This is a genomic window from Arthrobacter sp. BGA-UO-ETr-C19 (assembly GCF_059568005.1).
Genome location: NZ_JCAQPC010000024.1, coordinates 323777 through 345650 on the forward strand (window position 1 = coordinate 323777; position 21874 = coordinate 345650).

The window sequence follows — 21874 nt, forward strand, 5'->3', positions numbered from 1 at the left end:
GGGGCCGCGCCTCACAAATTGCGTCCCGGCACCAGCGGCTGAGGGGCGCCGCACAGGATGGTCTCGATGTCGATTATGCGCCGAACACGTTTCTCTGCTGCCATCATGTCCGCCGGCATCGCCGGTCTGGTGGCATCGGCCCTCATAGTGCCTGCCGCATCGGCGGCCGACGGCGACCCCCACCTGCCGTCCATCCCGCGCCGGCCGTCCGTGGTCACCCCGCCCACGGACCAGTTCATCGTGAAGTTCAAGGATCCGGCGCGGTCCGGCTCCGCGCTCCGTGCCGAGTCCGTCGGCCGGGCCGCTGCCAGGCTCGGGGCCACAGCCCGGGATGTCCGCGCAACCGTCAGCGGTGCCCGCGTAATCCGTACCAGCAAGGAACTGGGCGATGGCGACGCGGACAAGCTGTTGGCGTCACTGCGCGCCGATCCCGCCGTCGCCTACGCCGAACCGGACGTGAAGCTTCAGGCGAAAGCTGCTGACCCAAACGACACCTATTTCTCCCTGCAGTGGAACCTTCAGGAGACCGCCGGGGGTGTTCGGGCCACCCGCGCCTGGGACGTCACCCAGGGCGCCGGCCAGGTGGTGGCCGTCATCGACACCGGCATCACCCAGCAGCGCGATCTGGGCCTTGACGAAACCACTGGATCCATGGCGAACGTGCTGCCCGGTTACGACATGATTGCCAACGCCGACGGTGCCCGCGACGCTGACCCCACCGATCCGGGCGACGCCACAGTCGCGGACCAGTGCGGCGATGGGGGACCGGCCATGCCATCCTCCTGGCACGGCACCCACGTTGCCGGCATCATCGCCGCGGTCGCCGGCAACAATGAAGGCCTTGCAGGCGTCGCGCCGAAGGCCAAGATCCTGCCCGTCCGCGTGCTGGGACCCTGCGGCGGCCAGCTCTCCGACGTCGCCGACGCCATCGCCTGGGCCTCCGGTGCCCCCGTGGACGGCGTGCCGGCCAATCCCAACCCCGCCCGCGTGATCAACCTGAGCCTCGGCGGCACCGATCCCGACAATCCTGGGTGCCCGCAGACGTTCCAGACCGCCATCGACACCGCGGTGGCCCGGGGCTCCGTGGTGGTCGCGGCTGCAGGCAACGAGATGACGCAGGCCGCCACGTCCAGCCCGGCCAACTGCCGCAACGTCATCGCCGTCGCGGCCAGCGGCCCCACCGGAGCCCTGGCGCCGTACTCCAACTTCGGATCCGTCGTCGATATGACTGCCCCCGGTGGCGACATGACGCCCACGGATCCCAACAACCCCAACAGCGGAGTGCCCGGCGGCATCCCGTCGATCACCAAGGACGATCCCGATACTCCGGAGATCGAAGACTACGACTTTGGTGAAGGTACTTCCTATGCGGCGCCGCACGTGTCCGGCGCGGCTGCGCTGCTCATGGCCCAGATGGGCCCGACGGCGACACCGGCTGCCGTCGAAGCGCGCCTCAAGCGCACCGCACGTCCCGTGACCGGCGGCTGCCCGCAGGGCTGCGGCGCCGGCCGGCTGGACGCCGCCAGCGCCGTGCTGCACTTCAACGCGGTCCTCGCCGCGGGCGACTTTAACGGTGACGGGAAGGCCGATGTCCTGGCCCGGGAGAACTCCGGGTTCCTGTGGCTGTACCCGGGCAACGGCCGCGGCGGCTGGCTGGCGCGCAAGCAGGTGGGCTCCGGCTGGAACGGCTTCACGTCGCTCGTGGCCCCCGGCGACTTCAACGGCGACCGGCGCGTGGACGTCCTGGCCCGCGACGCCTCCGGCGCCCTGTGGCTGTACCCCGGCAACGGGAGCGGCGGCTGGCTGGCCCGGGTCAAGGTGGGCTCGGGCTGGAACGGCTTCACCGCCATTGCCGGTGCAGGCGACATCAGCGGCGACGGGAAAGCCGACGTCCTGGCCCGCGACACCACCGGCGCCCTCTGGCTGTACCCCGGCAACGGCCGCGGCGGCTGGCTCGCCCGGACCAAGGTGGGCTCGGGCTGGAACTCCATGACCGCCGTCGTGGGCCCCGGTGACCTGACCGGCGACGGCAAGGCGGACCTGCTGGCACGTGACGGCGCCGGCGTCCTGTGGCGCTATCCGGGCAATGGACGGGGCGGCTTTGGCGGCAAGGTCCAGGTGGGTTCCGGCTGGAACTCCATGACCACCATCACCGGCCGCGGCGACTACAGCGGCGACAGTCGTACCGATGTCCTGTCCGTGGACACCAACGGCTCCCTCTGGCTCTACAACGGCAACGGACTGGGCGGGTTCTCCGGCCGGACGGCCGCCGGCAGCGGCTGGGGATAAGCACCCACCGAGCGCGAACGAACACGTAAGCCCCACCGGCGTCTGCGCACCGAGCGCGAACGTGGGCGGAGTGGAGTAAACCCGCTGGTGGCGGTGCACACGGGTAACCAAGTAGCGCGCGCGGCCGAAATTCGAGTACTCCCAAAGGATGCGCTCACGTTGCCCATCCCCTAGCGTTGTTTAAACCCTAAAAGTCCTCTAGCCACAGGGGCAGAATCGCGGCAGGTTGGCTGGGATCCTCTGCACGGATACACCTGTAAGGACAATCGCGCCTCTCTCTTTAGCGGTCACACGCGCGCCGAACCGCAGTCACAATCAAAGCAAAAGCAGCCGAAATCCTAACTTGGGACAGTCGGGACTTTGACTCTCTGCCCTGCTTGGGCTGCGCGGAAAGCGCGGATAAATTTCTCCGCGCCTAAAATCAGGAATCACCGCTTTGTAAACAACCGGAGAATAGGCTTTCAGAAGGCAGCTTCGCTACACTGAAATGCCCCTGTGCCGATAGTTAGCAATGTTCCGCTAAGGGATGCCTTTAGTGGCCGGCTATTAAGGTGCCACTCCGGACGAGAGCCGACGTTCGCAGTCAGCTTAGTTATCGCCGTGGGCGCTGCGTTGTTGGCCCAGCCGCCTGGCTTGATACAGATGCGTGCCCCTCGGCCCGGCCAGGCAAGACGCGCCCGGTAGGGGTCATGCCTGTGTGTATCGCGGATTCCTGAGGAAATTCTCATGAATTACTAGTTGATGAGAAATCACTCATAAATAAAGAGCGTTGCCTTAATGGAAATCACTTCTTTTCAGTGTTGATGTAGTTTGATAATGTTGTTGTTACGCCGCTTTTACCGAACAAAAACGGAAGGGGTGGGGGCGGAGCGTTTAACCTCATCAATTCGAGTCATTATTGAGCACTCCAGGGCTCTTGATCGGATTCTTCGCCGGGCACGCGAGTGTGTCCGTTCGTAGTCGCTGCCCGCTACAGCGGGTCGTGAAACAAACAAGCTAGTCCCGTCCACGCGCACTAGGTCTTGCGATCGAACTAGCGGGTTCGGGAGACATTGGTTCCGAGGGCGTTCTCACCACCGTCTTCCGGGATCAATAAAAGGAGCGGTCCCTTGCGCGCCTGCGGGGACCGCTTCCGATGTTCGAATCACCACAGGAAGGGTTGCAGAGCAGTGGGATGGTTCACTGGGTACCGAGGGCACGAAGGTTGGGCCGCGCGCGTCGGAGCGCGCGATCGGCTGCCCTCCTCCGCCGGCGGCAATGGAATGCATGCCGATGACGCATCCGCCCGGTATGAACCGGTTGCTTGTACGCCGGACCAGAACGTAGCGCCGGATAATGAAATCGTAGGCTGGCGCGGTGCATGCACCTGTGGGTGGCAGGGCAGTCTGTGGGAACGAGACGAACCGGCCGAAGTTGATGTAGGCGGGAGCCTCGACAGCATTTCCCTAGACGGTATCCCGAATGCCTCCCGAAAGGTTGAAGACGCCATCCACCTTGAGTGGAGGGCCCACCTGCCGCCGCGGAATCCAGTCATCGCTGCTGCACTTGCCGCGGTGGAGACGGCCGCACGCGAACATGCAGAAGCCAGCGATCGATTGGACTCTGCAGTGGCGACCGCCAGGGCTGCCGGTGCGTCGTGGGCCCTAATAGCCAAGGCTGCCGGCTTCAGCCGCCAGGGCGCGTACAAGCGGTGGCAGCGATCGAATTCGACAGGGCCTGCTGACACTGATGGCGAAGATTGACACCGCGACTGCGATCGGGACACTCGAGTCTGGGGGAATTCCGCCGATTCCTGTGAGCAGTCTCTGAAAGCCCGTCTGTACGTAGCGCGGTGCGGCCGCCAACTGTAACGTTCACCCTGGGTCCACAGAACCGGTGTAAGAGGCGGATACCGAATGCGGAAAATAATCGTACTTGCCGCGGGGTTGCTTTCCGTGGTCTTGATTGCATCCGCCTGCGTCGGAATGCCGCCACCACGGCCGCCATCTGAGAAGGTTGTGCCCGATGTGTACATGACGGCCTACACCTGGTTCGACAATACGCCCTCAGGTTCACCCGACATCAGTCACCCTGTTTTGCATCGCGAAGCCGGCGGAACCGGGACCTACGAGGATCCGGTGACAGTCGCCGTCGGGCACTCATTGGAGACGGGAAAGGATGTCCTGGACATCCCCGCCGGTACGCGGATATACGTTCCGCATGTGCGTCGATATTTCATAGTGGAAGACACCTGCGGTGACGGACCCACTCCGGAGGACGGGCCCTGCCACTCGGGGGCGGAGGAGTACGGCGGGGCGTCTGTCTGGATCGATTTATGGATCAGCGGAGAGGGCGGAAGCAGGGCGTCTGCCCGGAGCTGTGCCCGGAAAATAACAGGTGTGCGGACTGCGGTCTTTAATCCGCGTGCCGACTATGTTGTGGCCGCCGGAGGGGGAGTGATCCACGACGGCAAGTGTGACACGGGCTATGGAAATGAACCGGCCACCAGGTAGACCCGGCCCGCTCTTTGTGGGGACGGTCACAAGAGCTCGCCGCATTGGGCCGAGCCCCGCGCGACACGCCGCGGATTGGCCTCTTTTTTTCGGGCAATGTAACGTTTGGGTCACCGGTTGGCTCACACGCCCTTCAGAACATTCTGAATCGAGTGGCATGTGGTAAGTCCCGAGGTGGCATTGCCTTGCTTTGCTGCAGACCGTGACCCACTTCGGGCAGGACCTGTCTCCCTTCGGACTGCCCGTTTCGCACCCCCGAAGAGGATTTAGTTCCCATGCGCAGGAAATATCTGCTGTCCGCCGCCATGCTCTCGATTCTGCTCGCCACGCCGGCGTGCGGGGCCGCAACCGTCGCCCCAACCTCATCCCCGCAAGCTGCGGGCCTGGCAAACGCCGGCGTGCAGGCCAGCTCCAGCAGCGGACCGGAAATCGGCACGTCTCAGAGGGTAGCGGCTGCGGAGGCCAAGGCTGCCAAGGCTAAGGCGGGTGCGGCAGCTAAGGCTAAAGCGGTGACAGCAGCCAAAGCCAAATCCGGCGCGGCAGCCAAGGCTAAGGCCAACGCAGTAGCGAAGGCGGCAGCCAAGAAGGCCAGCATCGAGCAGGTGGCCGTAGCCAGGGCCACCGCAGCCAAGAAGACGGCTGAGCGGTCCGCGGCCAAGGCGTCTACAGCGGCCGCCGCCGCGAAGCGTGTCACGCCGGTCCCCGCTGTCCCCAAACCGGCGCCCGCACCTATTCAGCCGGCGTCCTCCGAAAAGATTGTCAACACGGCATACACCACGGCCTACACGTGGCACGACAATACCCCGGTAGGGTCGGCGTCGATCAGCCATCCGGTGCTGCACCGGGCCGCCGGTGGAACAGGCACATATGCTGACCCGATCACCATTGCGGTGGGGCACTCCCTGGCAACCGGCAAGGACGTTCTCGACTTCCCCGCCGGAACGCGGATCTACCTGCCGGACGTTCGCCGATATTTCATCGTCGAGGACACATGCGGTGACGGCAACGATCCCGAGAATGGCCCCTGCCACCAGGGGACGAACGCTCAGGGTACGAACTCCACGCTCTGGATTGACATGTGGATCGGTGGCCAGAGCGTGGATGCCGAGGGTGCAGACAACTGCGCCGGCCGCGTGACCGACGTCCACACGGCGGTCTTCAACCCGGCGAGCAACTATGTGGTGGCGCCCGGTGCCGGCGTAATCCACGACGGCAAGTGCGACGCCGGATACGGAAACTCACTCCTTAGGAATTAGCCGGCAGGAGGTGCCATCCCCCCCAAGTTGGAGGGGGACGGCACCTCCCACCCCACGGAAATTCCAAGGAAAACCGGTCACGATGGAGCGGTGAGTTCTGAACATCGAACCACCGGTGAGCATCATGATTGATGGCCATCCGGTGAAAGTGGTCGTGGCCTCCGGCGGGTTGGTGGACGCACATCCGTTCGACTTCCATGCCCTCGGCCTCGCAGGAGTTATCGATCGGCTCGCAGTCCGGATGCGGTCGGTTGGACTCAAGGTTGCGCTCGACGTGGGGCATGTCGAGGCCGAGGTGGACAGGCGGAGTGCCATCTTGCTTTACAGGGCCACGGATGAGTTGTTCCGCAACATCCTGGCTCATTCCCACGCGCAAGAAGTAAAAGTCCTTTTGCATGTTGCGCCTGGCACCATTCAGCTCAGCGTCCAGGACGACGGCACAGGCTTTCACGCCAAGCGACTACTCTCCGAAGAAGCCGCGGAGGGCGGACTTCGGAAATTGCACCGCGTCGTCGGGCGGGCAGACGGTTACTTGGACGTGGAATCAAGTACAGAAACCGGGACGTGCGTGACTGTCCAACTGCCGCTTGACTGACCACTCCACCCATTTGCCGGCTTGGCTACGTGGTATATCCATTCCCCAGGAGTTCTGCGAACATCCCGTTCTTCTGCTGGACTCCGCTGCACGTTGATGAGGCGGCGGAGGCCGCGTCCTTCCTGTCGGCAGGAGTGCAGGCCCTGTCGCGGCTGAGGGACCACATGGACATTCGCCCGACGCTGCGGTCCAAGGCAAAGCTGTTTAGTCCTTCAGCGTCCTGCAGGCTCAGTGCCTGTCCGCTGACATCGTTTTGACCCACCATGGGGGTGAGTCCGATCTTTTTCCAGAGCAGTGCTTGGTCGAGTTGCTGGCCTGCTTGCCCGTAAAGGGCAGCCATTTGGCGGTGGGTTGCCTCGGCAGCACTGATGGACACGTCCAACATGCTTTGTCCAGGTTGGAGCGGCTCGAAGTTCATCGTCATGACGTTGACACCGGCAAGCTCGACTCCAGCGCCAAGCATCGTTGCAACTGTCGACTCTGCCTCAGGGGTTAGTCCGTCAGCGTCAACCGGGAGCGTCAGCCAAACGTGCAGGGGTTTGCCGGGCTGCCGGCTGGCCTGCAGCTGGGCAAAAGCGGTGGCCCGCCTTTTCGCTGCGGCGGAGTCCTGCAACGCCCCGCCTTCGACGTCCAGGTCGACGACGTCCAGCCCATAGCGGCTGATGACGGCGGCGTAGGCCCTACGCAGGGCCTGGGCGTCCGTACAGGCATTGGACAGTTCCTTCCCTAACTGCCCCCCGAAGGAAACGGCTACGTCATTGCCGTCCAGACGGTGACGCTCTACCTGGCCGTCCAGGTCCAGCTTCTCGCCCGCTTGCTCCTGGCTGTAGAGGCCGCCCCAGGAGGCTTCGCAGGGGTGGGCGGGATTGGCGACGATAAAGGAAAGGAGTGTGGTGACCTGGCCGTGCTGGGGCCAATTAGCGAGCCGCTTGGCGGGATCGAGTGTGAGGTCGAAGTAAGCTCCGAACCACGGTGGATCGGCGCTCTCTACGGGGGTAGCTTCGGTGCTGTGACTCGGCTGGTTCATGTTCTGTTCCCTGCCGCTGATGCCAGAAAGTATGAGCGCAAGGACAACCAGGGTAGCCGCGGTTGCCCCCACAGCAAGAAGTTTTAATCCGGTCGCTAGACGCAAGGTGCCTCCGTCCACAGACGTAGGGCCTATCTTAGTGGCTGGGCACCGTTTCCGGGGCCGCATTCGGGGATAATGTCCGGCTCGGAGGCTCCCGTGAATCTACGGACTTTTTCTATAAGCGCCCTCGCCTGGGCGTCCTTTGCAAGTTGAGCGTATACGGGGCCCACAGCGGCCATGAAGGCCGCCACCTGCTGTTCTGTGGCGTTCACGATCGTGCCGCCGTTCTGGCAGTAGCTCGCGGCTTCGTCCGCGGTGTGCATAGCTCCTTTGGCGGTCTCACGGGTCTGCGAGGCTGCTTCCTGCAGGATTCGTCGCTCATTAGCGGTCATGCGGCCATAAGTTGCGCTATTGATGACGAGCGTATTTATTTTCGGGTACAGCGGCAGGTTGCCGGTGGTTATCGACCCTTTGGGATAGGACTCCGCCCGCATGAAGGAGGATTCCGCCGCCTGCACCGTCCCACTTGCCAATGCTTCGGCGAACAGGTCTCCTGTCAGAGTCCGGGGATTGGCCCCCAACGAAGCCAGCGTTGCGTACGTGGTTGCGGACCGGGGCGCGCGCACCACCTTCCCTGCCAGATCGGACGGCGTGAAAACCGGTCCGGCGAAGGAAAACAGCCTCCGCTGCGAATCAGGAAAGAGAGCGAGCCCGGTGACGCCGATTTGCTTAAGGTCAGCCAACATACCACCGGCGGTGTCCGGTGCGACCACTTGGCTGACAAGTTCGTCTGATGCGATGAGGAAGGGAGCGGACAGGGCATCGAACGACGTTATGCCTTCGGACGCCCAAGTCCGGGTGGGAATCAGGGCCATGTCGAAGTCGCCACCCTCGGTCGACTGCGCCACCGCCTGATTCCAGGCGTCTGCCTCGTCAGCGGCAGCTTTCAGCACGGGCTCGACGCGGAGGGCAGCGGAGGACAACGTGGTGACGTGTCGCGCGAACTCCTGAATTTGGCTGGCGGCGCGGCTATCCGGCCCTGCCGCGGTCGCAACGGTCAGGACTGTCGCCTCATCCTGGTTCTGCCGGCCACCCTGCACCGGCGGAAGCGCTTGACACCCGGACGCACCAAGAAGGACGACTATCGCCGCCGCTGCCGCACCACGCAAATGGGACATTTTCGGCTTCTTCCGACTACTGAGGCCCTCCGCTTCGCGCCAAGTCAAGCACGAGGATGGTCTCCTCTATTTCGAAAGATACGCCCCACCGCGGACCCCACCAAGAAAGGTGCCCCGACTGACAGCAAACTCGCAGGCTAAGACCGACGGCGAATGGCCCGCTCTTTGGCTCCGAGGAACGTTGGGTAGCTGTGTAAGCAAGTAGTGGGCAGGTACAGGATTCGAGTAGTCACCACTCGTGCGCTCCCAGCCCCGGCATTCATAGGCTCGAAGTACGCAGAAACCGACAGAAGTCGGTACCTAGGCCGAGCTGGGCGGCCCAACCGAAACTCGAATACCGGAAGTCTCATACCGGAACTCTTTAGTTGGGTTGAGTACGCGCATGTCACAACCGAGTTCAAAACCCCCCCATGCCTCCGCGCCCGTTTTCTTCGATCCAAGCGGCAAACGATGGCGACGAATCCTGCACAGCGTTGTGGCAGCGATCACGATAATCGTCTTTTCCGCCGTCTGGATCCTGCCCGGTGCCACCGCTCCGCTGTGGAAGGGGCAACTGAACCAGTCCCCCGACTACCCGCGTCAGCTCCTGGCCACGGCGGATCTGCGCAACATTCCGACTCTGGGCAAGGACACAGATTTCGTCTTCGACCGGATAGCACTCGTTCAGCGCAGGGGTGCCAAGGTTCTGCTCAAAGATCCTTTCAGCGACACCGTGTACCGGGAAGCAAACGCTGAAGAAAAGGAGCTGATCGGGAATTACCCTTACGTCATCGACAGTTACGGCCATCCTGCAGACCGCCAACTGATGCTGACCTTCGACGACGGGCCCGACGCCCGCTTCACACCGGAGCTCCTGGACCTGCTCTCGAAGGAGGCCGCACCGGCAACGTTCTTCACGATCGGGAGCAACATCGTTAAGAATCCTGACGTCCTCAGACGGATAATTCGTGAGGGCCACATGGTTGGCAACCACACCATGTTCCACTCCGACTTCTGGGCGCACGACGATACATATAACCGGGAAGCAATCATAGGAACCGATCGAGTCCTGCGTGCGACGGACAACTATGCCACCAGGCTCTTCCGCATCCCCACGGGGGACCCCGAAAACAATACGCTGGCCCTCCTCCAGGCCCAGCAACTGGGCTTCCTCCACATCAACATGGACCTGGACACGCGGGACTGGGACCACACGCCGGGCGAACCAGTGCCTGTGCCTCAACTCGACGGCAAGGGCCACGTGGTCCTCCTGCACGACGGGGGCGGTGACCGCACCGCAACGATCAACATGCTCAAGACGCTGATACATCAAGCGAAGGCAAAGGGCTACACCTTTACCACCGTCCAGCCACTGCTGCCCAGCGGATACGTGCCGCAGCGAATCACTCCCGGCGTGGACGATCATTTGACCCTGACCACCTATACGGGCATCCTCGTGGCCCCCAATGTATTGATCACGTGGTTGTTCTGGTTCGGTATCGGGTCGCTGACCGTTCTGACGTTCCTCTTCGTGGTGTTGGCGCTGATCAACAACCGCCGTCAAAAACGTCGCCACTGGGACGCTATACGGGAGGAGGACTGGCCGTTCGTCAGTGTCGTCTTGCCCGTGTATAACGAGGAGCGCGTAGTAGAAAAGACTCTGGCCGCCCTCCAAGTCAGCGACTACCCGCGCTTTGAGGTCGTCGCCGTTAATGACGGATCCACCGACAACACTCTCGATGTTCTCAGGGAATATGCCCTGTCCTGGCCGCAACTACGCGTGCTGGACCAGCCCAACGGGGGCAAGTCCGAAGCCAGTAATAACGGAATTTTCCACTCCAAAGGCGAGGTCGTCGTTACCCTGGACGGCGACACACTGTTCGAACGTCAGACCATAAAAATGTTCGCGCGCCATTTCTGCGCAGACGGGGGCCGTAAAAAGATTGGCGCCGTTGCCGGCCACGTGAAGGTCGGTAATAGGCGGAGCCTGCTGACAGCTTGGCAAAGCCTTGAATACCTTTCCGGCATCTGCGTCACCCGTATGGCAGAAGGGCTCATGGGAGCGATCGCGATCGTTCCAGGCGCATGTGCTGCCTGGCGAAGGGAAGCACTCATCCAGGCAGGCGGCTACTCTACCGACACGCTCGCCGAAGACGCTGACTTGACACTGACCCTGCAACAGTTCGGGTACAGGATTGTCCAGGAGAACAAGGCGGTCGCCTGGACGGAAGCCCCGATGACCCTGACAGGACTGGCCAAGCAGCGGCTTCGATGGACTTATGGCAACATCCAGACAATCTACAAGCACCGCGGAATGATATTGAATCCCCGCTACGGGGCGCTGGGACTCCTCACCCTGCCGTATGCGGTGCTCTCAGTAATTGTTCCTCTGCTTTTCATGCCGATAACGATCGTTGTCGCAGCTATCAACCTTGCCCACGGTGAATGGCAAGCCATCGCCATCTTTGCGGTCATCGTCGCGGGGACCCACATGGTCATCTCGACCGTGGCTGTAATCATGGTCCGGGAAGACCCCAGCCACCTGCTCATTGTCCCCATCTACCGGTTGATCTACGAACCACTCCGTGCCTACGTGATCTTTGGCGCGACACTCCAGGCCCTGCGGGGGCGGGTCGTCGGCTGGTACAGGCCAGAGCGCACCAACAGTGTCTCGTTCTCCATAACCACCGAAGCAGGCGAGATGGCCGCCGCCGGTTTCCCGTTTGCAACGGGGCAGGAGCCAACTCCGAGCGCCGTATGACATGCTGCTGGGCTTGCATATTGCTGGTTTTGATAAGGAGGAGCGACCGCGGGTTCACTCGGTTTACGAGCGTAATCTGCGGTCCTGCTGTCCAAGGCTTGGGTTTGCTGCGGCCGCTGCATCAGTCGGTCCGTTTATATGGCCCCCACCCGTCCAGCACTTCAACGAGTGTGGACGCTGCCTCGTCGATTTGATCCACGGCCTTGGCGCACGGGTCGCTGGTCGCGTCCTGACAGGAGGCTGCTGCGTTGGACTTGCTTAGTGGTGCGAGGGCGTTGAGTGTGTCAGTGACCAGCACCGTGAGTTCTGGCGGCGGGGGTCCAAGCGCAAGGATCTCGCTGGTGGCACTCCGGGCGAGATTTGCAGCATTCTGGGCATTCTTGATGCACCCCATAGCCTGTATGTAGTTGTCAGGTGTGACACCTTCTGCGGCTTTGTTGCACGAGTCGATGTTCGCGCCGTAGTCGCGCCAGGCTTTTTCGTTCTTACTAATGATGCTCGCCAGTTGATCAGCCGAGGCAACCGAACGCGGGTGGTCCGGCCGTGTTGGTTTCAGCGTCTGTTGATCCACCGGGTGGTGAGTCGGTTTTGTTTCCGGAGACGCGGACGTGCAGCCCGATAGAAGTAGGGCCGTGATGGTCAGGAGGGTAACAGGCTGCTTCAACAGGTTTCTACCTCTCACACTCGGGTGGCGGCCGCGCTCAGGTGGAGGCTTTTGCCCTGTTCTCCGGAAATTTGCACGTACTCAACCGGGTCAGTCCCTTGGCGGCCAAACCAATGGGGCGTCTTCGCGTCTATTTCTGCTGACTGGCCGCTGGTGAGGATCACGTCCTGATCGCCGAGCACAAGGCGGAGGCGCCCGCTCAGGACATGGATCCAGTCGCGTCCTTCGTGGGTCCGTGGTTCCGGCCTCGGAGCGTCCCGTCCTGCCGGCAGTGTGCACTTGTATGCGTAGAGCGGGCCGGGCTGCCGCGCCAAAGCTATGCCTGTTAGATCGCCGCTGGTGATCGGTGATTCGCCGGCACCGGGGGGACTGGCAGGGTGCCTGATTTCGCTTTTGGGATACCTTTGAGGGGAGCCGGTGGGCCATAACTGTGACGGGCGTCCGGCGGCTATGTCTTCGACCCAGCCGATGGTGAGAAACATGATGGCGAGCAGCAGCCAGACAGCGAAGAACTGTGTCCACTCGCTGTCTAGAATCCAAGGAATGGCGGTGGCGACGCCGTCCAGTTCGTAGAGCCGGTTGATCACGACCACGGTGACCACCAGCAACAAGTTGTGCCAGAGATAGATCGTAATGGCCCGGTTGTTAATGAGGGAGACGGCCTTGTCCAGAAACCGGATCGGTCTGGGCAGTGCCTGCCACGACGGCGAGATCCGGAGTAACATCGCGCAGAAGCCCAGGGACCACAGTGCCTGGGCAAGAGGGATGTTGTTTAGGTCCCATCCGTTCTCATCGAGGTGACTGGCGGCCCACAACAGACCTAGCGCCATGAGGACGATTCCCGCGGTGAAAACCGCCCGTCGGGGCATCCTGAGCAGCAGGCCGTCGTAATGGGCGAAGCCGAGGACCCAACAGGATCCGTAGGTGGCGAAGTCGGTAATGCCGCTGTTTCCCCACGCGGGAAGCGGTATGAATCCCATGCTGAGGACTGCCATTATGCCCAGAGGAGCCAGCAGTGTTGCCCAGGGCAGCCGTCGGAACGCCTGAAGTAGCAGCGGAGACAACAGCATGAACCAGAAGTAGGCCCGGATATACCACAAGCCCTCTTCGGCCTGAAATGCCCACGAGGATTCGACGAGACCCGCGTCGGAGCCGATGTTTGTCGGGAACGGCGGGTCCCCGAGGGGAATGAACCACAGGAGGGCTTGGAGCCAGGAGCCGCCGACGCGAACCACTGGGTTCCAACCCTGCCAGAGCACCAAGACCACGACCGTTGCGCTGTATACCCACAGCGGCAGCAACAGGCGCCGGGTACGACTTCTGAGGACTCCCAGTGCGGGGCGTTCAAGTGAGCGCGCCATTAGGGAACCTGCGAGTGCGAACATCACGCCCATCGATGGGAAAGCCACGCTCAGCCAGACCGCGCTGGCGAACGAATGATAGGCGACAACTCGGACCAAGGCGATCGCACGCAGTAGATCCAGATACCGGTCCCTGGAGGAAGTACGTGCCGGGGCGGCAGCAGCTGGGCGGGATCCGGTGGCGAGCGATGCCATTTCCGCCGTTCCCCCTTGCGGAGACGTACTTGCTAGCATTGCCACTCCTTACGCGGAGTTAGTAGGGCCGGATTCGCCTCCGGAAGCATCGAGGCTCTGCTCCCGTTCACGCTGCAGGCAATGTGTAGGAGCACCTCAACCCCGCGAAGCAGTCAAATCGCACGTCCGCCGTCGTTATGCGTTAGGAGAAGGGCGGGGCGAGGGCTATATGCGCCCTGCGACACCCAGTTACGCGGGCCGAACTTGCATCTCGTACCGTGAAAGCAGCATAGGATGCACTAGAACCACGCTAGGACGGCTCTCGCGTCAAATCATCCGTACCGGCTACTCGAGTTTGAGTGCCAGGTGGTACCTAAGTACTTGTACGACAAAACAAATCCGAGTGGCTCGCCGGCCCACGGAAATGAAAACGGAGTAGATTAGCACTGGCAGATGCCCTTCTGCAGAACATTCAGATTCTTAATTTCAGAATGTGGAAGTTGGGAAGTGAGGATTTGGTGTCTCACACAATTCCCCCCGGTGCCAGTGCCCGCCTGTACAACGAAGACCTCGCGCCGGCCGAGAATCGGACGTGGGGTTTCTATTCGCTCTTCGCGATGTGGATGTCCGACATCCATTCGCTCGGCGGATACACCTTCGCGGCCGGCCTCTTCGCATTGGGCCTCGGGGCGTGGCAGGTTTTCCTTGCATTGGTTGTGGGGATCATTCTTGTCTTTTTCCTGATGAACTTCTCCGGCTATGCAGGGCAGAAGACCGGAGTCCCTTACCCGGTGCTCGCGCGGATCTCGTTTGGAACGTTCGGAGCTAACCTGCCGGCCCTGATCCGTGCGCTGGTGGCCATCGCCTGGTACGGCATCCAGACCTGGCTTGCTTCCCGCGCCGTCATCATCATCGCCCTGAAGATCTGGCCCGAACTGAAGGGACTGACGGAAAACAACTTCCTCGGTGAGTCCACCCTCGGCTGGCTTGCCTTCCTGCTGATGTGGGCGCTTCAGCTTCTGCTGCTCCGAAACGGCATGGAGACGATCAGGAGATTCCAGGACTGGGCCGGCCCGGCAGTCTGGGCAGTGATGGGCCTCCTGGTCATCTACATCCTGATCAACGCGGGCTGGAACGTGTCCCTGGACCTGCCGGGAGGAACTGCGCAATGGGGCACCGCGCACGCCTTCTTTGCCGCCGTCGCGCTGACCGTGACCTACTTCTCCACCCTGATGCTTAATTTCTGCGACTTCTCCCGCTTCGCCCCATCCCGCAAGGCGGTGCGCAGGGCGAATCTGTGGGGGCTGCCAGTGAACTTCATTGCCTTCTCGGTGGTCTCCGTCGTGGTCACTGCCGGAACATTCAAGGTCTACGGCGAGCACATCTACGACCCGGTCGAGATCGTGGGGCGGATCGACAATATCTGGGCCCTCCTGCTCGGCGCCGTCACCTTCGCTGTTGCGACACTGGGAATCAACGTCGTCGCCAACTTCGTCTCACCGGCCTACGACCTGGCGAACGTCTGGCCCTCACGGATCGACTTCAGGCGCGGCGGCCTGATCGCCGCAATGATCGCCCTGGTGATCACACCCTGGAACCTGTTCAACAGTCCGGTGGTGATCAACCTTTTCCTCGGCGGGCTCGGTGCGTTGCTCGGTCCGCTGTTCGGAATCATCATGGTGGACTACTACGTGCTCCGCAGGCAGCATGTGCTGGTGCCGGACCTCTTCATTGAGCAGGGCTATTACACGTACACGGGCGGCTGGAACCGCAAAGCCGACATTTCGTTCGTCGTCTCGGCCGCGCCTGCAGTGGTGGTGGCGCTCGTCCCGCTCTTTGCCGCTCTCTCGGCCTTCTCCTGGTTCATCGGAGCCATCCTCGCGGCCGCGGTGCACTACGTTATCTCGCGCAATGACACGACACTTGCTGCGTCAGTCAGGGCAGCAACCGAGGCGGAAGCCGCACCGGATGCGGCATCGGCTTCCTCTCGGCCAGGGCCGAGGCCCTGATCGAGAGGAAGCCGAGCCCCTCCTGCGGCCTACCGCAGGATGTTGTAGCTGCTCCAGCCTGAGCCGACGATGGTCCGTGCGCCCCAGGTGCCCCTGCTGAAGGGGTAGTGGGCGAGGCGGCCGTCGGTGAGCCGGGTCATGAGCCCGGAGCTTCCGGTGGTGAACCCGTTCACGCTGGTGATGCTGTTGATGCTGTTCCACCCGCTGCCCACCGCGCGCCTGGATTCCGGGACGAAGCCGCCGTTACCGGTGGAGCGGAACAGGACCAGCCGGCCGTCGCTGCGTTTGGCCAGAAGGTCCTGCGCCCCGTCCTGGTCGAAGTCAGTCATGGTGAGGTACAGGCCTCCCCAGCCGGTCCCGGTCTTGATGCGGGGTGACAGCGATGTCCCGGCGCTGTTGCCGTAGTACCAGAGGGTCCCGGCGGCGTCGTAGGCAAGGATGCCCGGGTGCTGGTCGGTGTTGCGCCAGCGGCCGACGGTGATGTGGTAACTGCCCCAGCCGGTGCCGATGGCCCGGGCCGGTGCGAATCCGCCGGTGGGCCTTCCGGGGTAGAAGCTTAGCCGGCCGTCCTTCCACTGCGCGATGACATCGAACGTACCGTCGCTGTTCCAGTCCGCCACGAATCCCTTGGCCAGCCCGGACCAGCCGACGCCGATCTTCTGCCGGGCCTGGAGCGTGCCCTGGCCGGAGGCCGGGTAGTTCCACAGCGTGCCGTCAGGACCCACCGCCACGACGTCCGCGGCACTGCGGATGGACGGAGCGGCGGCGCGAGGGGCGGCATTGATGACGACGTCGTCAATGTAGCTGTCGCCCATTTGGCGGTTGTGTTCCGCGCCGAGCTGGACCGTGTCCAGCGTGGTGGCTCCCGTGGCGACCTGGCTGCTGGAGTACACCAGTGTGCCGTCAAACCGCACCTCCACTGTTGACGCGGTGCCATTCGCCGTCGCCCGCATGGCCACGTGATGCCATTCGCCGAGCGGGATGCTTGAACCGAGCAGCCGGGTAAAGGCAGAGGTCCCGTCAGGTGCGGTGACGCGGAGCCAGAGCTCTCCGTTGTCGTTGTAGCGGTAGACATCGGCAACCCGGATGCTGCCGGAGAAGAACCGGAGGTACGGGACATCATTGCCTAGCGCCCCGGCCTGGGTGATGTTAAACCAGCCGTCGGCATAGGCCGTCGCCGTCCCCGCCGGCAAAGGCGTGGTGAGGTTGGCGAGCGAGCCCGCGTCGGCGGTGACATGCAGGTGTGCGGCGCAGGTCCCCGAGTGGGCCTGGACCGAGGAGATTTCCGTAGTTCCGGTACCTCCAGTGGTGGATGTGAACCCGTCCAGGCTCCCGGATTCGAAATTATTGGCCATCACCGCTGTTCCCGGATAGGTGCTGGCCGGGGCGGGGGTTCCTGGCTGGCATGTCGCTGCCTGGGCGGGGACGGCCCCCGCCGCCAGCGCCCATATGAGGGATACCGAGGTACCGCCCACAACCCCATACTGTAAGAACTTTTTCATTTTTCCGCGCTCCGATGTGACTGAACTTGTGGTTCAGGCTGATAGAGCTGTTCGGCGACAGTGGCCACATCTCGACGACCAGTACAGGGCAAACTACCCGGAGGTCGGGAGGCCGGACAACCGTGGTGGGTACGCAAATTTTTTGACCCATCCCTCCAATTACTTGCATTGGGTACTCGGATCACCCGCACCGGGTGTCCATATGCTGAAACTGCTGTCTCGAAATACAAGATGCATGCCTAGGCTGTGCTGATGGAAGAGAACCGCCTGATCCCGCCCTTCGTCGATCTCGCGTGGTGTGCCGGGCAGCGGCGGCGGATTGTGCTGGCGGATACGCGCTGGTATCTCGACGGCGCCTCCGGCCGGGACGCCTATGATCGGGGCCACCTGCCCGGCGCCGTGTTCGTGGACCTCGACCGCTGGTTGTCCGGGCCGGCCTCGCAGGACGAGGGACGGAACCCGCTGCCGGATCCTGCGGTGTTTGCCGAAGGCATGCGGGAGTGCGGCATCGGGGACGCGGACGTGGTGGTGGCGTATGACGACGCCGGCGGTGTCATCGCTGCCCGCCTGGTGTGGATGCTCAGGGCCACCGGCCGCCACGCGGCAGTCCTGGACGGTGGCATCGCATCCTTTACGGGCCCGCTGGAAACGGAAGCCGCGGCCCCGGTCCGCTCCACGTTCACGGAGCGGCCCTGGCCGGAGCATCTGCTGGCGGACATCACTGACGTCACCAGCCGAACGTTTCAGCTGGTCGACGCCCGCAATCGTGACCGGTACCGTGGCCAGCACGATCCGGTCGACCCTCGGCCCGGCCACATTCCCGGGGCGCTGAATGTCCCGTGCCGCAAGAACCTTGATCCGGCCGGCCAGCTGCTGTCCGAGGCCCAGCTGCTGGGGAACTTCCAGCGGGCGGGCATCGAATCGGCGGACCGGACGGTGAGCTACTGCGGCTCCGGTGTGACGGCCTGCCACAACCTGCTGGTGCTGGAGCACCTGGGACTGGGCCGCGGCAGGCTGTTCGTCGGCGGCTGGTCACAGTACGCGCACGCCCTCGACCTGCCCGTGGCGACTGCCTGACGTTGCCCGTTTGCCTTCACAGCTTCAGCACAGCGTCGGGACAGAAGGGCCAAAGCCCCGGTGGACAGGATTAGGGGGAAAGCTCCGGGAACCGTCGGAGCGGAACCGCCTGAGGAGCCACCATGTACACGGAGACCAGCCACAACCCTGATGTTGAAGAGACCATCGCTCTCCCTCCGGCTTTCGGTGCTGTGCCCTCTGCCCCTGCCTCCCGGCCGCTCCGGCGGGACAGGAAGCGGGTTGGCCCCGCCGTCTTCGTCACGTGCCTGGTGGCGGCCGGGCTCCTGGGCGGCGGGGTGGCCACCGGGGCCGCAGCCTTGTGGCCCGGTGCGCCGGCGGCGGCCACCACCACGGCGCAGGCCGCGATCAGCCCGGTCATCGTCAACAACACGGAGAGCGTCAACGCCGTCACGGCGGCCGCGCAGAAGGCTTCGCCCAGCGTGGTGACCATCAACGTGAGCTCCGGCAGTTCCGGGGGCACCGGCTCGGGCATCGTCCTGGACACCGAGGGTCACATCCTGACCAACACGCACGTGGTCACCTTGGACGGGGCGGCGGCGGATGCCGCCGTCGAGGTCCGCACCCATGACGGGCGGGTCTACAAGGCGATCATCGTGGGCACCGATCCGCTCTCCGACCTGGCCGTCATCAAGATCGACGCGCAGGGACTGACCCCTGCAACCCTCGGTGACTCCGGCGCCGTCAACGTGGGCGACACCGCCATCGCCATCGGCGCGCCCCTGGGACTGAGCGGGACCGTTACGGACGGCATCGTCTCCGCCGTGAACCGCACCATCGAGACGGCGTCCTCCGCCACCTCCGACGGATCCTCGTCCCAGGACGGGACTTCCCCGTATGGGTCCCAGCCCGGTGTTGCGGCGTCCGCACAGGACTCCATCAGCATTAACGTCATCCAGACCGACGCCGCCATCAACCCCGGCAACTCCGGCGGCGCGCTGGTGAATGCGAAGGGTGAGATCATCGGCGTCAACGTGGCCATCGCGTCCGCGGGCTCGTCGTCGTCCTCGTCGGCCCAGAGCGGCAACATCGGCGTCGGCTTCTCCATCCCGATCAACCAGGCGAAGCGGGTGGCGGAGGAGATCATTTCCACGGGTAAGGCGACCCATGGCCAGCTGGGACTGTCCGTTCAGGACAAAACGTCAGGGTCGTCGTCGGACTTCACGGCCGGCGCGGAAGTGGCCTCGGTGACCTCCGGATCCGCCGCTGACAAGGCCGGGCTGCGGGCCGGCGACGTTGTCACCGGATTGGCCGGCCGGACCGTGACCGATGCCTCCGAGCTGACGGCCGCCGCCCGCGAGCAGGCCGCCGGCTCGACGGTGAAGATCACCTTCCAGCGCGACGGCCAGGAACAGTCCGCGGACATCACCCTGGACGGGGCCTCCTAAGCGGGTCTTCTTTACCCGGCCCCAAAGCCGGGCACACCAGACCGGGCGCCGCTCCATGGGGGAGTGGCGCCCAGCTCTGGGTTGTAGCACTCAAAAAAGTTGAGCAGTGGTTCCATTAGTGACACCATAAATCCATGGGATTGCAGGCTAATAAAGCATCACTTGTGGCGCACTATCGCTACTCTGTTGCCTGGTCGCCAGAAGACGACGAGTACGTAGCTACGGTTACTGAATTCCCATCCCTTTCCTGGCTGGATCCTGACAAGGAAGAGGCGCTTCGCGGACTTGAACGCCTGCTGCAAGAAGTTGTGGCAGACATGGCGGAGAATGGCGAAGAGATCCCTTTGCCTTTCGCCGAGCGCAAGTACAGCGGAAACCTCAAGGTCCGCGTGTCGCCCGAAAAGCACAGGCAGTTGGCCATCTCTGCTCAGGAGCAAGGCGTCTCGTTGAACAGGTACCTTACTGAACGATTGATCGCCAGTTAGGCATAAACGTGAACGTCCCCGGCGTCCTCGGCAGCGGCTCCGAACCACTTCGGCAGGTGGCGGAGGAGGTCGTCCTGGTTTTCGCCGATCCAGGCGACGTGGCCGTCGGGCCGGAGCAGGACCGCGGGCGCGTCCAGTTCCCCGCTGGCGTCCGCGACGTGGTCGATCCGGTCCGTCCATCCGGTTACGGAGAGTCCGCCGGTCTGGTCGAGCAGGAGCCCGCGGCCTTCGCGGGTGAGCTCGTAGAGGCGGCCACGTGACAGGGGGATGTCGCGCAGCCGTCTGCCGAGCAGTTCGGGTCCCTCACCGAAGTCATACCGGACCCCGATCGAACTGATCCTCTCGGCCAGGAACCGGCTGACGTCGTCGAAGTCCATCAGCTCGGCCAGCAGGCGGCGCACGGCCTGGGGGCCGGGCTCGGGTGAGATCAGTTCGCTCTGGGCGCGGGTGATGGTTAGGACGTCGGCGGCGACCGGGTGGCGCTCGGCCTGATAGGTGTCCAGCAGCCCGTCCGGGGCCCAGCCGTTGACCTCGGCGGCGAGCTTCCAGCCGAGGTTGAACGAGTCCTGGATGCCGAGATTCAGACCCTGTCCGCCCAGCGGCGGGTGGACGTGCGCCGCATCGCCGGCGAGGAACACCCGGCCCGCGCGGTACTGGTCGGCGAGACGGGTGGCGTCCGTGAAGCGGGTTATCCAGCGCGGTGAATGGACGCCGAAGTCGGAACCGGCGAAGGCACGCAACTGTGTCTTTAGCTCTTCCACGGTCGGCGGGACCGCGCGGTCCTCGGCCACGGTCGCCGCAGGCACCACGGCGCGGTACAGCCCATTCCCGGCCGGGCCGACGCCGAACCCCCGGTGGGTCTTGCGGACCTCCTCCACCACCTCGGCCAGCTCGTCCGGCGGCGTGGTCACCTCCATCTCGCTGTGGATCCATTCGTTCGTGGCGGGATCGCCCGGGAAGCCGATGCCGAGCTGCCGGCGCACGAGGCTGCGTCCGCCGTCGCAGCCGACCAGCCAGCGCGAGGTGAGCCGCGAGCCGTCCGCGAGCCCGACGGTTACACCGTCCGCGTCCTGCTCGACGCCGGTCACCTCACAGCCGCGGCGGACCTGCGCACCGAGCTCGACGGCGCGCTCCGCCAGCAGGCGGTCGGTGACCGGCTGGGGGATGCCGAGAATGTAGGCGTGCGCGGTGTCCAGGTTCGCCGGCAGGGGCTTCTCGATCCCGGCGAAGCGGCCGACGCCGCCGGGATACTGCTGCCCGAGTGCGAGGAACCGGTCCAGGAGCCCGCGTTGGTCCATGATTTCGATGCTGCGCGGGTGCAGGCCGAGCGAGCGGACCGCGTTGCTCGGCTCCGCGTCCTTCTCCAGGACGAGCACGTCCACGCCGTGCAGCCGCAGTTCGCTGGCCAGCATCATCCCCGTCGGCCCGCCACCGCTAATGATCACGTCAAACATGTGAAACCCCAATCCAAAACTAGGCGCGGCCAACCATTCTGGTCGAGGGTGGGGGTCTTGCGGCAAGCCCCCTGGCGGGCTATATCCTGAAAGTGGCAGGGAGATTGTTTCTCCTTGCCTTTC

General features: G+C 63.7%; 15 protein-coding genes. 9 read left to right on the plus strand and 6 right to left on the minus strand.

The window, feature by feature from the left end; translation table 11 throughout:
• Positions 1–66 precede the first annotated feature (66 nt).
• The 4 genes from AC57BR_RS20415 (at position 67) to AC57BR_RS20430 (ending at position 6632) form a co-directional block, all read left to right on the plus strand.
• Positions 67–2289, plus strand: a complete 2223-nt coding sequence (locus tag AC57BR_RS20415; protein ID WP_496363903.1) for a S8 family serine peptidase — start codon at positions 67–69, stop codon at positions 2287–2289.
• 2012 nt (positions 2290–4301) lie between these two features.
• The gene (locus tag AC57BR_RS20420) at positions 4302–4781 is read left to right on the plus strand and encodes a hypothetical protein (protein WP_496363905.1); all 480 of its coding nucleotides are present in this window, start codon (positions 4302–4304) and stop codon (positions 4779–4781) included.
• Between the two features lie 275 nt (positions 4782–5056).
• Positions 5057–6037 carry a hypothetical protein gene (locus tag AC57BR_RS20425; protein ID WP_496363907.1) on the plus strand — a complete coding sequence of 327 codons (981 nt, stop codon included), beginning with the start codon at positions 5057–5059 and terminating at the stop codon, positions 6035–6037.
• A gap of 124 nt (positions 6038–6161) precedes the next feature.
• Entirely contained in the window at positions 6162–6632 is a 471-nt protein-coding gene (locus AC57BR_RS20430) for a sensor histidine kinase (protein ID WP_496365194.1), read from the plus strand.
• Positions 6633–6657: 25 nt separating this feature from the next.
• Here the strand turns inward: AC57BR_RS20430 and AC57BR_RS20435 are convergent, their stop codons facing one another.
• Positions 6658–7659, minus strand: a complete 1002-nt coding sequence (locus AC57BR_RS20435) for a chitinase (protein ID WP_496363909.1) — start codon at positions 7657–7659, stop codon at positions 6658–6660.
• A gap of 131 nt (positions 7660–7790) precedes the next feature.
• Entirely contained in the window at positions 7791–8927 is a 1137-nt protein-coding gene (locus AC57BR_RS20440) for a TRAP transporter substrate-binding protein (RefSeq protein WP_496363911.1), read from the minus strand.
• A gap of 334 nt (positions 8928–9261) precedes the next feature.
• Between AC57BR_RS20440 and AC57BR_RS20445 the strand changes: the two genes are divergently transcribed.
• Complete coding sequence (locus tag AC57BR_RS20445) at positions 9262–11619, plus strand: bifunctional polysaccharide deacetylase/glycosyltransferase family 2 protein (RefSeq protein ID WP_496363913.1); 2358 nt, start codon at positions 9262–9264, stop codon at positions 11617–11619.
• 121 nt (positions 11620–11740) lie between these two features.
• Here the strand turns inward: AC57BR_RS20445 and AC57BR_RS20450 are convergent, their stop codons facing one another.
• Both AC57BR_RS20450 and AC57BR_RS20455 read right to left on the minus strand, forming a co-directional pair.
• Positions 11741–12283: a hypothetical protein gene (locus AC57BR_RS20450; RefSeq protein WP_496363915.1), complete on the minus strand. Its 543-nt coding sequence runs from the start codon at positions 12281–12283 to the stop codon at positions 11741–11743.
• Between the two features lie 14 nt (positions 12284–12297).
• Positions 12298–13839: an acyltransferase family protein gene (locus AC57BR_RS20455; protein WP_496363917.1), complete on the minus strand. Its 1542-nt coding sequence runs from the start codon at positions 13837–13839 to the stop codon at positions 12298–12300.
• Between the two features lie 497 nt (positions 13840–14336).
• Between AC57BR_RS20455 and AC57BR_RS20460 the strand changes: the two genes are divergently transcribed.
• Positions 14337–15827, plus strand: coding sequence for an NCS1 family nucleobase:cation symporter-1 (locus AC57BR_RS20460; protein WP_496363919.1), 1491 nt, complete (start codon positions 14337–14339; stop codon positions 15825–15827).
• 29 nt (positions 15828–15856) lie between these two features.
• Here the strand turns inward: AC57BR_RS20460 and AC57BR_RS20465 are convergent, their stop codons facing one another.
• A complete protein-coding gene (locus AC57BR_RS20465; RefSeq protein WP_496363921.1) occupies positions 15857–17329 on the minus strand; it encodes a LamG-like jellyroll fold domain-containing protein in 1473 nt (490 codons plus the stop codon).
• Between the two features lie 252 nt (positions 17330–17581).
• Between AC57BR_RS20465 and AC57BR_RS20470 the strand changes: the two genes are divergently transcribed.
• The 3 genes from AC57BR_RS20470 (at position 17582) to AC57BR_RS20480 (ending at position 20297) form a co-directional block, all read left to right on the plus strand.
• Complete coding sequence (locus AC57BR_RS20470; protein ID WP_496363923.1) at positions 17582–18406, plus strand: sulfurtransferase; 825 nt, start codon at positions 17582–17584, stop codon at positions 18404–18406.
• A 122-nt stretch (positions 18407–18528) separates the two neighbouring features.
• Entirely contained in the window at positions 18529–19812 is a 1284-nt protein-coding gene (locus tag AC57BR_RS20475) for a S1C family serine protease (RefSeq protein WP_496363925.1), read from the plus strand.
• 134 nt (positions 19813–19946) lie between these two features.
• The gene (locus AC57BR_RS20480; protein ID WP_496363927.1) at positions 19947–20297 is read left to right on the plus strand and encodes a type II toxin-antitoxin system HicB family antitoxin; all 351 of its coding nucleotides are present in this window, start codon (positions 19947–19949) and stop codon (positions 20295–20297) included.
• Here the strand turns inward: AC57BR_RS20480 and rox are convergent.
• Positions 20294–21751 (minus strand): rifampin monooxygenase, encoded by a 1458-nt coding sequence (gene rox, locus AC57BR_RS20485; RefSeq protein ID WP_496363929.1) that lies wholly within the window; start codon positions 21749–21751, stop codon positions 20294–20296. The two genes, AC57BR_RS20480 and rox, sit on opposite strands and share 4 nt — an antisense overlap.
• Positions 21752–21874: the final 123 nt, after the last annotated feature.

Bases quoted from the DNA above. Each gene is read 5' to 3' on its own strand.
- AC57BR_RS20415 (WP_496363903.1), top strand. From the start codon at position 67: ATGTCGATTATGCGCCGAACACGTTTCTCTGCTGCCATCATGTCCGCC.
- AC57BR_RS20420 (WP_496363905.1), top strand. From the start codon at position 4,302: ATGACGGCCTACACCTGGTTCGACAATACGCCCTCAGGTTCACCCGAC.
- AC57BR_RS20425 (WP_496363907.1), top strand. From the start codon at position 5,057: ATGCGCAGGAAATATCTGCTGTCCGCCGCCATGCTCTCGATTCTGCTC.
- AC57BR_RS20430 (WP_496365194.1), top strand. From the start codon at position 6,162: ATGATTGATGGCCATCCGGTGAAAGTGGTCGTGGCCTCCGGCGGGTTG.
- AC57BR_RS20435 (WP_496363909.1), bottom strand. From the start codon at position 7,659: ATGAACCAGCCGAGTCACAGCACCGAAGCTACCCCCGTAGAGAGCGCC.
- AC57BR_RS20445 (WP_496363913.1), top strand. From the start codon at position 9,262: ATGTCACAACCGAGTTCAAAACCCCCCCATGCCTCCGCGCCCGTTTTC.
- AC57BR_RS20455 (WP_496363917.1), bottom strand. From the start codon at position 13,839: ATGGCATCGCTCGCCACCGGATCCCGCCCAGCTGCTGCCGCCCCGGCA.
- AC57BR_RS20465 (WP_496363921.1), bottom strand. From the start codon at position 17,329: ATGAAAAAGTTCTTACAGTATGGGGTTGTGGGCGGTACCTCGGTATCC.
- AC57BR_RS20470 (WP_496363923.1), top strand. From the start codon at position 17,582: ATGGAAGAGAACCGCCTGATCCCGCCCTTCGTCGATCTCGCGTGGTGT.
- AC57BR_RS20475 (WP_496363925.1), top strand. From the start codon at position 18,529: ATGTACACGGAGACCAGCCACAACCCTGATGTTGAAGAGACCATCGCT.
- AC57BR_RS20480 (WP_496363927.1), top strand. From the start codon at position 19,947: ATGGGATTGCAGGCTAATAAAGCATCACTTGTGGCGCACTATCGCTAC.
- rox (WP_496363929.1), bottom strand. From the start codon at position 21,751: ATGTTTGACGTGATCATTAGCGGTGGCGGGCCGACGGGGATGATGCTG.